The sequence below is a fragment of the Streptomyces sp. NPDC003248 genome, from assembly GCF_055563235.1.
Map to the genome: position 1 here is coordinate 244,975 of NZ_JBVHDT010000002.1, position 13,077 is coordinate 258,051.

The window sequence follows — 13,077 nt, forward strand, 5'->3', positions numbered from 1 at the left end:
CACATAAATGCCACAGCCGGCTCCTGGGCTACAAGGTTGTCAGTGGCGGCCTGTACTTTACGGGAGTCTTATTTCGCGCCACGCGCCACGCGCATGCATGTTCTAGGGGGACCCCCAGATGACCACTCCGCCGCCCCAGGGCCAGAACCCGTACGCCCAGACGCCCACCGGCCCCGCGGGGCAGCAGCCCGGCCAGCCGGGAGTCCCGCCGCAGCAGCCGTACGCGCCGTTCCCGAACCAGGGTGCCCCTGTGCCTCCGCCGCCCGCGCCGGCGGGCCGGGGCGGCGGCAAGAAGGTGCTGCGCGTCCTGGGCATCATCGTGGTCGTCATACTCGGCCTGGGCGTGAAGTTCGGCATCGGCTGGTGGGCCGACCGGACGGACGCCGAGACCACCTCGGTGGGGTCCTGCATGCACAACGACGGCACGGAGACCAGTCCTGACCTCAGCGAGGTCGACTGCTCGTCGAGCGAGGCCGAGTTCGAGGTCGTCGAGAAGTTCGACGACACCAGCGACGACACCAAGTGCGAGACCGTCGAAGAGGCGACGATCTCCTACTACCAGGTGGGCAGCGGCCACAACGTGGTCCTCTGCCTCAAGGAAGTCGCGTAGTCGTAGCAGACCGATACGCCGAGGGGCGATGTTTCACGTGAAACATCGCCCCTCGGCGTATGTACCGACCGTCCGCGACTCGGATGCGGGGTCATGTTTCACGTGAAACATGACCCCGTTTCACGGTGTCAGCTCTGCTGGGCCCACCACTCCTTCAGCGCCGCCACCGCCGCGTCGTACTCCTGCGGACCGTTCTCCAGGCGCAGTTCGAGCAGGTACTTGTAGGCCTTGCCGACGGCAGGGCCGGGGCCGACGCCGAGGATCTCCATGATCTGGTTGCCGTCGAGGTCCGGACGGATCGCGTCGAGTTCCTCCTGGTCCTTGAGCTGAGCGATGCGCTCCTCCAGCCCGTCGTACGCGCGTGAGAGCGCGGCCGCCTTGCGCTTGTTCCGCGTGGTGCAGTCCGAGCGGGTCAGCTTGTGAAGACGTTCGAGCAGCGGACCCGCGTCCCGCACGTAACGGCGGACGGCGGAGTCGGTCCACTCGCCGGTGCCGTACCCGTGGAAGCGGAGGTGGAGTTCGACGAGCCGGGAGACGTCCTTCACCAGGTCGTTGGAGTACTTCAAGGCCGTCATGCGCTTCTTGGTCATCTTCGCGCCGACCATCTCGTGGTGGTGGAACGAGACCCGGCCGTCCTTCTCGAAGCGACGGGTGCGCGGCTTGCCGATGTCGTGCAGCAGCGCGGCCAGACGCAGCGCGAGGTCGGGACCGTCCTCCTCCAGCGCCATCGCCTGCTCCAGAACGATCAGCGTGTGCTCGTAGACGTCCTTGTGCCGGTGGTGCTCATCGCTCTCCAGCCGCAGCGCGGGCAGCTCCGGCAGGACGTGGTCCGCGAGCCCCGTCTCCACCAGCAGCCTCAGTCCCTTGCGCGGGTACGCGGAGAGGAGCAGCTTGTTCAGCTCGTCCCGGATGCGCTCGGCGGAGACGATGTCCAGGCGGTCTGCCATCTCCGTCATCGCCGTCACGACCTCCGGGACGACCTCGAAGTCGAGCTGGGCGGCGAACCGGGCAGCACGCATCATCCGCAGCGGATCGTCGGAGAAGGACTCCTCCGGCGTGCCCGGCGTACGCAGCACACGGGCCGCGAGGTCCTCCAGGCCGCCGTGCGGGTCGATGAACTTCTTCTCCGGGAGCGCCACGGCCATCGCGTTCACGGTGAAGTCACGCCGGACGAGGTCCTGCTCGATGGAGTCGCCGTAGGACACCTCGGGCTTGCGGGACGTCCGGTCGTAGGCCTCCGACCGATAGGTGGTGACCTCGATCTGGAAGCGACGGTCCGCGTCACCGACGCGGGCGTCCTTCTGCACACCGACGGTGCCGAAGGCGATCCCGACCTCCCACACGGCGTCCGCCCACGGGCGGACGATCTTCAGAACGTCCTCGGGGCGGGCGTCCGTCGTGAAGTCGAGGTCGTTGCCGAGCCGGCCGAGCAGCGCGTCCCGGACCGAACCGCCGACCAGGGCGAGTGAGAACCCGGCCTCCTGGAAACGGCGGGCGAGGTCGTCGGCGACGGGAGCGACCCGCAGCAGCTCGCTCACCGCGCGGTGCTGCACCTGGGTCAGGGCACTGAGGTTGTCTTCGTTGGCGTTCGGCACAACAGAAGAGGGTACGTGCCTCGGCGTGCCACGGGCGCCCCGATTACAGCGGGGACACCTCATCCGATAGCCGCCCAAGACTTGCGATCGTGACGTAGTCGGCCGCTCCTCTTTATACGTGCACATAGAGGGTGCCCGGTCCGCCTCCGCCGATCTTGGGGAGCGGTCCGCGGCACTTACCCTCGGCGCGCATCGTTACCATGCGTGGACGCACTTTCCGACGACCACTGACGACGACGAGGGACGGACGAACGCGTGGCCGAGGCGGCAGACTTCCCGGGGATGGCTCCCTCACCTGCCCGCCGGTGGCTGCGGCGCACCGGAGCGCTGCTCGCGGGGGCGCCCCTGCTGGCCGGTCTGCTCCAGCTGCCCGCCTCCTCGGCGCACGCCGAAGGCCGGGCCTCCGCCGCAGAGGCCTCCGACACGGGCACGGTGGCCGTCGCCGTCGACTCGCTCACCCCGGGCGTCCCGACCGACGGGGACACGCTGACGGTGTCCGGCACGGTGACCAACAACGGCAAGCAGGCGGTCACCGACGCCCAGGTGGACCTGCGCGTGGGGTCCGAGCTGACCACCCGCTCGGCGATCGAGACCATGGCCGAGAAAGCCGACGCTCTCTCGGGCGCCACCGGGACCGAGGTCGGCGGCAAGTACGTCGCCACGTTCACCGAGCTCGCCCCGGGCGTCCCCCAGCGCTTCAGCATCTCCGTACCGGTCGGCGAGCTCGACCTGGGGGACGACGGGGTCTATCCCCTCGGTGTCTCCCTCTCGGGCGAGACCGCCGCGAAGCCGTGGGAACAGCTGCTGGGCATCCAGCGGACCTTCCTGCCGTGGCAGCCCGAGAAGGCGGAGACCGCCACGAGGACCACCGTGCTGTGGCCGCTGACGTCGACCGTCCACATGACGGCGGAGACGGGCTCCAACGAGCAGCAGACGCCGGTCTTCCTCAATGACGACCTTGCCGAGGAGATCTCGCCCGGTGGCCGCCTCGACCAGATGGTGAGCCTGGGCAAGGACCTCGACGTGACCTGGGTGATCGACCCGGACCTCCTCGCGTCCGTCGACGCCATGGCCGGCCGCTACGACGTCCGCGGCGACGGCGCCACCACCACGGCCGGCACCCACCAGGCCCTCGCCAAGCAGTGGCTCGCACAGCTGCAGAAGGCGGTCGAGGGCAAGGAGGTCGTCGCCCTCCCCTTCGCCGACCCGGACCTGGCCTCCCTGGCCCACAACGGCACGGGGGTGACCGGTTCGCTGAGCCAGCTCAAGGCAGCCACCGATGTCGCCGCCACCACGGTGGAGACGGTGCTGCACGTCACCCCGAGCACCGACTTCGCATGGCCGGTGGAGGGCGCCGTCGACCCCTCGATCGTCAAGGTCGCCACCTCGGCGGGCGCGGACAAGGTGATCGCGCGCAGCGACAGCCTCAAGGAGACGGGCAGCCTGTCGTACACGCCGTCCGCGGCCCGCCCCATCGGCGGTGGCACCACGGCGGTGGTGGCGGACGCGGAGCTGTCGACGGCGTTCGAGGGCGATCTGACGAGGGCCTCCACGTCCACGCTCGCCGTGCAGGAGTTCCTCGCGCAGAGCCTCGCGCTGAACCTGCAGACGGGCAAGGAGCGCAGCATCGTCGTCGCCCCGCAGCGCATGCCGACCGCGAGCCAGGCCCAGACGATGGCGGCGGCGGTCACCGCCCTTCAGGACGGCACCTGGTCACAGTCCCAGCGGCTCACGGCGGCGGCCACGGCCAAGCCCGACGCCGCGGCCACCACGAAGGTGCCGTCGCGGACGAAGTACCGCGCCGCGCTGCGCAAGCAGGAACTGCCCCGGACCGCCTTCGAGGAGATCGCGGCGACCCAGGACAAGCTCGACAACTTCAAGGTCATCCTCACGGACGAGTCCCGGGTGGTGACTCCGTTCGGCCGGGCCGTCAACCGTGAGATGTCCACGTCGTGGCGGGGCCGGAGCACCGCGGCGAGCTCCTTCCGCCAGAGCGTGCAGAACTACCTCGACACGCTGGCCGACCAGGTGAAGCTGATCCAGAAGTCGGAGACCAAGCTCTCCGGACGCAGCGCCACGATCCCGGTCACCGTGCAGAACAACCTGGTGCAGGGTGTCGAGCACTTGGTGCTGCGGCTCACCTCGACCAACCCGACCCGGCTCGAAATCGGCGGCGAGGCCTACGCGGAGCAGCGCATCGCGGTCTCCGGCGGGCACAGCACGACGGTGAAGTTCACCACCTCCGCCAACGTCAACGGCCAGACGTCGGTGGTCGCCCAGCTCTACACCGAGGACGGCCGGGAGTACGGCGCTCCGGTCACCTTCGACGTGAAGGTCACCGAGATCACGGCCACCGTGATGCTGGTCATCGGCGGCGGTGTCCTGCTGCTCGTCCTCGCCGGCTTCCGCATGTACACGCAGCGCAAGCGGGCCGCGGCCCGCGAGGCCGAGGAGGACGTCCCCGGCGAGGCGATCGGGGCCGAGGACACCGGAGCGCTCCTTCGGGAGACCGAGGTCCGTCCCGCCGAAGAATCCACTGTCCGGCACGGGGCGGAGGGCCCGGTGCAGCCGAGTGACGGGACTCCGGACACCGCAGCGGAAAGCACCGACCCGCCCCGGACGGGTGAGAGAGTGGACCGTTGAATGTCGTGGCCGGTGGGCCCGGAACGATGAGGTGGGGTAACCATGAACGCGCCGTACGACGGTGACCGCGGCCAGGCCGCGGGCAGCTCGGGTCACCCCGAGGGCCCGCCGCCCGAGCACGGCCAGGTACCGCCGCAGCACCCCGCGGACATGTACCTCCAGGACGCCTACGACCAGGACCCCTACCGCGCGCAGGACCTCACCGCTCAGGACCCGGTCGCCGAGGCGCTCTACGACCGCGCCTCGCACCCCCCGCCGCCACCGGGGACGCACCAGCCGCAGCAGCCGCTGTACGGCCGGCCGCAGCAGTCGCCGTTCGCTCCCGACCCGCGTGTGTGGGCCCAGACGCCGGCGCCGGAGCCGGACGGCCCGAACCAGTACCTGCCGTACGGCGACGACCCCCGCACGACCCAGTTCGTGGGCGTGGACGACCTGGTCTCGCACTCCGGCGAGGAGCAGCACCAGCCCGACGCCTTCGCGCACCTCTTCCGGGACCAGCAGGCCGGCGGTCGTCCGCTGACGGAGCACCCGGCGGTACCCGGCCCGACCGCCGCCCCGGGCGCCCAGGGACGTGCACCGCAGTACGGGACTCCGTCCGCCGCCGGGGCGCCGGTGCCCGGGAACCCCTCGGGCGCCGACGTGACCATGAACCTGACCGCGACGCCCCCGGCCGCCGCTGCCCCGGCGGCCGCTGCGCCCGCCGCGAAGAAGGGCGGCCGCGCCGCGGGCCTGCTGAAGTCCAGCGCCGTGATGGCGGCGGGCACGATGGTCTCGCGCCTCACCGGGTTCGTCCGCTCCGCGCTGATCGTCTCCGCGCTGGGCGTCGGTCTGCTCGGTGACACCTTCCAGGTCGCCTACCAGCTGCCGACGATGATCTACATCCTCACCGTCGGCGGCGGCCTCAACTCGGTCTTCGTGCCCCAGCTCGTCCGCGCCATGAAGGAGGACGAGGACGGCGGCGAGGCATTCGCCAACCGCCTGCTGACGCTGGTCGTCGTGGCGCTCGGCCTGCTCACGGTCGCCTCGGTCGCCGCCGCCCCCTTGCTGATCCGCCTCCTGTCCGACCCGGTGGCCAGCGACCCCGCCGCCAACGCGGTCGGCGTCACGTTCGTCCGCTACTTCCTGCCCTCGATCTTCTTCATGGGCGTCCACGTCGTCATGGGGCAGATCCTCAACGCGCGGGGCAGGTTCGGCGCGATGATGTGGACGCCGGTCCTGAACAACATCGTCATCATCGTCACGCTGTCCACGTTCATCTGGGTCTACGGCACCGCCGCCGACTCGGGCATGGAGGTCACGACGATCCCGCCGGAGGGCCAGCGGCTCCTCGGTGTGGGCGTCCTGCTCGGCCTGGTCGTCCAGGCACTGGCGATGATCCCGTACCTGCGGGAGACCGGCTTCCGGCTGCGGCTGCGCTTCGACTGGAGGGGCCACGGCCTCGGCAAGGCCGTCACCCTCGCCAAGTGGACCTTCCTGTTCGTCCTCGCCAACCAGGCCGGCGCCATCGTCGTCTCCCAGCTGTCCACGGCGGCGGGCAAGGAATCGCCCGTCGACGGCACCGGCTTCGCCGCCTACGCCAACGCCCAGCTGATCTGGGGCCTGCCGCAGGCCATCATCACGGTCTCCCTGATGGCCGCGCTGCTGCCCCGGCTGTCCCGCTCGGCGGCCGAGGGCGACAGCGGCGCGGTCCGCGACGACATCTCGCAGGGTCTGCGCACCACGGCCGTCGCCATCGTGCCGATCGCCTTCGGCTTCCTCGCGCTCGGCATCCCGATGTGCACCCTGATCTTCGGCTCCTCCGGCACCAGCGAGGCGACGAACATGGGCTTCATGCTGATGGCCTTCGGCCTCGGCCTGATCCCCTACTCCGTGCAGTACGTGGTCCTGCGCGCCTTCTACGCCTACGAGGACACCCGCACCCCGTTCTACAACACGGTCATCGTGGCGGCGGTCAACGCCGGCGCCTCGGCGGTCTGCTACTTCGTGCTCGACCCTCGCTGGGCCGTGGTCGGCATGTCCGCTTCTTACGGGCTGGCCTACGCGATCGGCGTCGGCGTCGCCTGGAACCGGCTGCGCAAGCGGCTCGGCGGCGATCTGGACGGCTCCCGTGTCCTGCGGACGTACGCACGGCTGTGCATCGCCTCCGTCCCGGCCGCGCTGCTCAGTGGCGCCGCCTGCTACGGCATCGGCCACAGCCTGGGCCAGGGTGTCCTCGGCTCCTTCGCCGCGCTGCTGGCCGGTGGGGCCGTGCTGCTCGGCATCTTCTACGTCGCCGCCCGCCGCATGCGCATCGAGGAGCTCAATTCGCTCGTCGGCATGGTCCGCGGACGCCTGGGGCGCTGAGGCAGGGGGTAGGCGCACAACCATCGTCCGCCGCCGCGTGTCGTGCATAGCGGCGGACTGTGGGCACAATTGGTTTCGGCGTCGGACGGCGCGCACGAGGTCGGACGGCGCGCAACGGATGGGGAGGCAGGGACGACGGTGGCGGAACGGAGTACGGCTGCCGTCGACGTGGCAGACAACAGCGGTGACAAGCCGCTGACCGCGGAGGCGGACCAGTCCACGGCCGACGGGGTGGCCAAGAACCGGGAGCGGGACACGGACAGCGACGAGGCACAGGGGAGCGGCGGGACGGAGCGTCCCGGGAAGGCCTCGGCGCCTGAACTGCACAGCGGTCACAAACTGGCCAGACGCTACCGCCTCGAGGACTGTGTCACCCGTCTGGACGGTTTCAGCAGTTGGCGTGCGGTCGACGAGAAGCTCCGTCGTGCCGTCGGCGTCCACGTCCTGCCCGCGGACCACGTCCGGGCCCGCTCGGTGCTGGCCGCGGCCCGCTCCTCCGCGCTGCTCGGCGACCCCCGCTTCGTCCAGGTGCTGGACGCGGTCGAGGAGAACGACCTCGTCTACGTCGTGCACGAATGGCTGCCGGACGCCACCGAGCTGACCACGCTCCTGGCCGCCGGGCCGCTGGAGCCGCACGACGCCTACCAGATGGTCAGCCAGATCGCCTCCGCCATGGCGGCCGCCCACCGTGAGGGGCTCGCGCACCTGCGGCTGAACCCCAACGCCGTGCTGCGGACCTCCACGGGCCAGTGGCGCATCCGCGGCCTCGCCGTGAACGCCGCGCTGCGCGGCATCTCCTCCGACACCCCCCAGCGCACCGACACGGAGGCGATCGGCGCCCTCCTGTACGCGGTGCTCACCCAGCGCTGGCCGTACGAGAGCGACGCCCACGGCCTGTCCGGGCTGCCGAAGGACGTCGGGCTGATCGCTCCCGACCAGGTGCGCGCCGGCGTCCACCGGGGACTGTCGGAGCTGGCGATGCGCGCGCTCGCCAACGACGGGGCGACCGCGTCCCGGCACGAGGCCGCCTGCACCACGCCGGAGGAGCTGGTGAAGGCGATCGGCGAGATGCCCCGCATCCGCCCGCCGGAGCCCGCCTTCACGGCACCCCCGGAGTACCAGCGCACGACCTACCAGCAGGGCACCTACGGGCGGCCCGCTGCGCCGGGCGTCACCCAGCCGGTGCCGACTCCGCCGCCCCCGCTCCAGAGCCGCACCGGCAAGGCCCTGAAGTGGGCGGTGTCCGCCCTCCTCATCGCCGCCCTCGGCCTCGGCAGCTGGCAGCTCGCGGACGCCCTGATGGACCAGGGCGAGTCCGACGACACCAATCAGACCCAGACGACGGAGAGCAACGAGAAGAGCCCGTCGAAGCCGGCCAGTGTGCCGATCGCCATCAGCGGGGCCCAGGACTTCGACCCGTTCGGAGACGGTTCCGAGAAGCCCTCCGACATAGGGAAGGCGTACGACGACAGCACCTCGACGTACTGGCAGACGGACTACTACCAGGGTGCCGCCTTCGGAAACCTGAAGGAGGGCCTCGGCATCATCCTCGACCTCGACAAGGTCCAGCAGGTCGAGAAGGTGACCGTCACCTTCGTGGGGGAGACGTCGGTCCAGCTGCTCACCGCCCCGGAGGGCGCGGACTCCGCCCCCACGGCCTTCAGCGAGTACACGAAGGTCGCCCAGGGCACCGGTACGACGGTGACGCTTCAGCCCACGCAAGCGGTCCGGAGCCGTTACCTTCTGGTCTGGCTGACCAAGCTGCCGCTGACCGAAGAGGGCACCTACCGTGGCCGGGTGGCGGACATCAAGGTGGCCGGCTGACGCTGAGGGGAGGGGGCCGATGGCTGAAGGCACCGCGTACGGCGACGCAAGCGACCAGGACCTCCTCGCCCGTCATGTGGACGGCGACCCCGAGGCCTTCGGGGAGCTCGTACGGCGCCATCGCGACCGACTGTGGGCGGTGGCGCTGCGGACCCTTGGGGATCGCGAGGAAGCCGCTGACGCGGTCCAGGACGCCCTCGTTTCCGCCTACCGGGCCGCCCACACCTTCCGTGGCCAGTCGGCCGTCACGACCTGGCTGCACCGCATCACGGTGAACGCCTGTCTGGACCGGGCCCGCAAGGTGGCCTCCCGCAAGACCTCTCCGGTCGACGACACCGAACGCCTGGAGCAGCTGCTGGAGCCGCACGAGGCGGCCTCGGCCCCGGCGGAGCGCAACGACCTGCACCGCCAGCTTCTGGAAGCCCTCGGCACGCTCCCGCCCGACCAACGCGCCGCGCTCGTCCTCGTCGACATGCAGGGCTACCCGGTCGCCGAGGCCGCCCGTGTGCTCGACGTCCCGCCCGGAACGGTGAAGAGCCGCTGTGCCCGGGGAAGAGCCAAGCTGCTTCCCCTGCTCACCCATCTCAGGTCCGGGAGCGGCGACGACGAGCGGGACGACGCGGCGGGACGGAACCGGGCGCAGGGGACATCCGTCCCACCCGCAGCGGAACCTCATGGCGAGGGACCGGACGGCGCCGGGACGGGCGATTCAGCTGCTGTGAAGGGCGGAGGTGGGCGAGCGTGACATCGATGACGGACACGACCGGGCACCCGGACGTCGAGGAGATCTCCGATCTCACCGAGGGCCTGCTGCCGCCGTCCCGCAGTGCCGACGTCCGGCGGCATCTGGACGCGTGCGTCCTCTGCGCGGACGTCCACGCGTCGCTGGAGGAGATCCGTGGTCTCCTGGGCACCCTGCCCGGAGCACCGCGCATGCCGGACGACGTGGCCCACCGCATCGACGCCGCACTCGCGGCGGAAGCCCTGCTCGACGCCACCGCACCCGACGCCACGGTCACGGACCAGACCTCCTCCGCGGACCAGACCTCTCCTGCGGACCAGGTCGCATCTCCGGATCGAACAGTCGCTTCCACGGCTCGGGCCCCCCTCGCCGAATCGGCTTCCGAGCCGGAGCCCGATCCCGCTCCACATGTTTCACGTGAAACATCGGCAGCCGCGTCCCGCCCCGTAGGGCATGCCCGCGGCTCCGCCACAGGTCCGGGCCGCAAGGCACGTACGAAGAGGGGGCGCCGCAAGGTAGCCGCACTGGGCACCGTCCTCGCCGTGGCCGCCCTGGGGCTCGGCTCGGTCCTGGTGTCATCGCTGACGGAGGATGCCGACTCCGGGAGCCCGGCAGGGCCCTCGTCCACTGCCGCCGACACCTTCGCCGCAAGCAGTCTGGAGCAGCACGTCACCAACCTCCTCGCCGAGGCCGCAGGATCCCGGAATCCGGATGAGATGGGGGCGCAGAGCGAGCCCGAGGTCAGGGGGCCCACACTCCTGCAACAGCCGACGGTCCCTCCGTGCGTCCAGAAGGGCATCGGCCGGAGCGAAGCGGCGCTCGCCACCGAGCCCGGCACGTACCAGGGCAAGGACGCTCTCCTCGTCGTCCTGCCCACGTCCGACAGCACCAAGGTCACCGCCTACCTCATGGACGCGACCTGTGTGGAGCAGCGGTCGGCAGGACCGGCCGAGGTGTTCCTTCAGGGCACCTACACCCGCCGCTGACGGCTCAGGCATCGACTCTCTCCCGCGTGGTGTCCCGTACGGTGTCAGACCTCCGTGTGCCCGGCCACACCGGGAATGCGCGCCCCTTAGGATCCGTTGGGTGGGGTGAGAGTTCAGTCAGGCTCCCACCGGTCGAACGACGTTGACCAGAGACGAGGAATCAAGCCGTGAGCGACGTCCGTAACGTGATCATCATCGGCTCCGGGCCCGCCGGCTATACCGCGGCGCTGTACACCGCGCGCGCATCGCTGAAGCCGCTGGTCTTCGAAGGTGCCGTCACCGCGGGCGGTGCACTGATGAACACCACCGAAGTGGAGAACTTCCCCGGCTTCCGCGACGGCATCATGGGCCCCGAACTCATGGACAACATGCGCGCCCAGGCCGAGCGGTTCGGTGCCGAGCTCATTCCCGATGACGTCGTCTCCGTCGACCTGACCGGTGAGATCAAGACCGTCACGGACACCGCCGGTACCGTCCACCGCGCCAAGGCCGTCATCGTCACCACCGGCTCGCAGCACCGCAAGCTCGGCCTGCCGAACGAGGACGCTCTGTCCGGCCGCGGTGTCTCGTGGTGCGCCACCTGCGACGGGTTCTTCTTCAAGGACCAGGACATCGCCGTGATCGGCGGCGGCGACACCGCGATGGAGGAGGCGACCTTCCTCTCCCGCTTCGCCAAGTCGGTGACGATCGTCCACCGCCGCGACACCCTGCGTGCCTCCAAGGCGATGCAGGAGCGTGCCTTCGCCGACTCGAAGATCAAGTTCGTCTGGGACAGCGAGGTAGCCGAGATCCAGGGCGACCAGAAGCTGGCGAGCCTGAAGCTGCGCAACCTCAAGACCGGTGAACTCTCCGACCTGCCGGTGACCGGTCTGTTCATCGCGATCGGCCACGACCCGCGCACTGAGCTCTTCAAGGGCCAGCTCGACCTGGACGAGGAGGGCTACCTGAAGGTCGCCTCGCCCTCCACCCGGACGAACCTGACCGGTGTCTTCGGCGCAGGTGACGTGGTCGACCACACCTACCGCCAGGCGATCACCGCAGCCGGGACCGGCTGCTCCGCCGCTCTCGACGCCGAGCGCTTCCTCGCAGCCCTCGCCGACGAGGAGCAGGCCGAGCCCGAGAAGACCGCCGTCTGACCTCCTCCCGCCCCACCGCACACAGTTAAAGGAGCCCGCCGTGGCCAACCTGAAGAACGTGACCGACGACTCCTTCGAGCAGGACGTCCTCAAGAGCGACAAGCCCGTCCTGGTGGACTTCTGGGCCGCTTGGTGCGGCCCGTGCCGCCAGATCACTCCGTCCCTCGAGGCGATCGCCAACGAGTACGGCGACAAGATCGAGATCGTCAAGCTCAACATCGACGAGAACCCGGGTACGGCCGCCAAGTACGGCGTCATGTCGATCCCGACTCTGAACGTCTACCAGAACGGCGAGGTCGCCAAGACCATCGTCGGCGCCAAGCCGAAGGCCGCGATCGTCCGCGACCTCGAGGACTTCATCGCCGAATGACGTTCTGGAGCCGGCACCTCGTCGGCCGATGTTTCACGTGAAACACGAATGGGCCAGCCCCGACGGGCTGGCCCATTCGTCTGTCCATGCTGTGTATCCCCATATGGTCTGAGCGACCGCTCCGCCGACCGGTCGTAGTGAGCACTCGTGCCACCGGCCGCGGCGCCGTCACAACGGCCGCAGCGCCGGCTCCTTCTGAACCGCTCCCAGCAGACGGTCGAGTGCCATCTCCACGTCTTCCTTCCAAGAGAGCGTGGTCCGCAACTCCAGCCTCAGCCGCGGGTGAGCGGGGTGCGGACGGACCGTCTTGAAGCCCACCGCCAGCAGATGGTCGGCGGGGAGAAGACAAGCGGGTTCTTTCCACCGGGCATCGCCGAACGCCTCGATCGCCTTGAATCCCCGGCGCAGCAGATCCTTCGCCACTGTCTGCACCATCACCCGGCCAAGCCCTTGGCCCTGGTAGCCGGGCATGATGAACGCCGTCATCAGCTGCACGGCGTCCGGGGACACCGGGCTCGTGGGGAACGCCGTCGAACGGGGCACGTACGCGGGCGGCGCGTAGAGCACGAAGCCGACAGGGACGTCATCGACGTAGACGACCCGGCCGCAGGAGCCCCAGTCCAGCAGGACGGCGGAGATCCAGGCCTCCTTCTCCTCGACGGCCGTGCCCTCGCTCAGCGCGGCCTTTCCGCTGACGGGGTCCAGTTCCCAGAAGACACACGAGCGGCAGCGCTGGGGAAGGTCCGTGAGGTTGTCCAGCGTGAGCGGTACGAGCCGACGCCCCATGAAGGCTGTTCCTCGCTTCCTTCGCCCGCGGCATCGCGGGCG

10 protein-coding genes are annotated in these 13,077 nt (G+C 70.1%); 8 read left to right on the top strand and 2 right to left on the bottom strand.

Going from position 1 to position 13,077, the window contains the following annotated elements:
* Positions 1–118 precede the first annotated feature (118 nt).
* Positions 119–610 (top strand): LppU/SCO3897 family protein, encoded by a 492-nt coding sequence (locus ACZ3KJ_RS06440; RefSeq protein ID WP_467525084.1) that lies wholly within the window; start codon positions 119–121, stop codon positions 608–610.
* 128 nt (positions 611–738) lie between these two features.
* Here the strand turns inward: ACZ3KJ_RS06440 and ACZ3KJ_RS06445 are convergent, their stop codons facing one another.
* Positions 739–2,205, bottom strand: a complete 1,467-nt coding sequence (locus ACZ3KJ_RS06445) for a CCA tRNA nucleotidyltransferase (protein ID WP_467525086.1) — start codon at positions 2,203–2,205, stop codon at positions 739–741.
* Between the two features lie 255 nt (positions 2,206–2,460).
* On the opposite strand from ACZ3KJ_RS06445, the gene ACZ3KJ_RS06450 reads away from it, so the two are divergent.
* The 7 genes from ACZ3KJ_RS06450 (at position 2,461) to trxA (ending at position 12,249) form a co-directional block, all read left to right on the top strand.
* Positions 2,461–4,848 (top strand): DUF6049 family protein, encoded by a 2,388-nt coding sequence (locus ACZ3KJ_RS06450; RefSeq protein WP_467525087.1) that lies wholly within the window; start codon positions 2,461–2,463, stop codon positions 4,846–4,848.
* 42 nt (positions 4,849–4,890) lie between these two features.
* Positions 4,891–7,191 (top strand): murein biosynthesis integral membrane protein MurJ, encoded by a 2,301-nt coding sequence (gene murJ, locus ACZ3KJ_RS06455; protein ID WP_467525088.1) that lies wholly within the window; start codon positions 4,891–4,893, stop codon positions 7,189–7,191.
* Positions 7,192–7,329: 138 nt separating this feature from the next.
* The gene (locus ACZ3KJ_RS06460; RefSeq protein WP_467525089.1) at positions 7,330–9,015 is read left to right on the top strand and encodes a protein kinase family protein; all 1,686 of its coding nucleotides are present in this window, start codon (positions 7,330–7,332) and stop codon (positions 9,013–9,015) included.
* Positions 9,016–9,034: 19 nt separating this feature from the next.
* A complete protein-coding gene (sigM, locus tag ACZ3KJ_RS06465; protein ID WP_467525091.1) occupies positions 9,035–9,760 on the top strand; it encodes an RNA polymerase sigma factor SigM in 726 nt (241 codons plus the stop codon).
* Positions 9,757–10,743 (top strand): anti-sigma factor, encoded by a 987-nt coding sequence (locus ACZ3KJ_RS06470; protein WP_467525092.1) that lies wholly within the window; start codon positions 9,757–9,759, stop codon positions 10,741–10,743. The genes sigM and ACZ3KJ_RS06470 overlap by 4 nt, the downstream gene beginning before the upstream one ends.
* 167 nt (positions 10,744–10,910) lie before the next feature.
* Positions 10,911–11,879, top strand: coding sequence for a thioredoxin-disulfide reductase (gene trxB / locus ACZ3KJ_RS06475; protein ID WP_467525093.1), 969 nt, complete (start codon positions 10,911–10,913; stop codon positions 11,877–11,879).
* A 40-nt stretch (positions 11,880–11,919) separates the two neighbouring features.
* Positions 11,920–12,249 carry a thioredoxin gene (gene trxA, locus ACZ3KJ_RS06480; protein ID WP_467525094.1) on the top strand — a complete coding sequence of 110 codons (330 nt, stop codon included), beginning with the start codon at positions 11,920–11,922 and terminating at the stop codon, positions 12,247–12,249.
* Between the two features lie 168 nt (positions 12,250–12,417).
* On the opposite strand, the gene ACZ3KJ_RS06485 is transcribed toward trxA, so the two are convergent.
* Positions 12,418–13,035 (bottom strand): GNAT family N-acetyltransferase, encoded by a 618-nt coding sequence (locus ACZ3KJ_RS06485; protein ID WP_467525096.1) that lies wholly within the window; start codon positions 13,033–13,035, stop codon positions 12,418–12,420.
* Positions 13,036–13,077 lie beyond the last annotated feature (42 nt).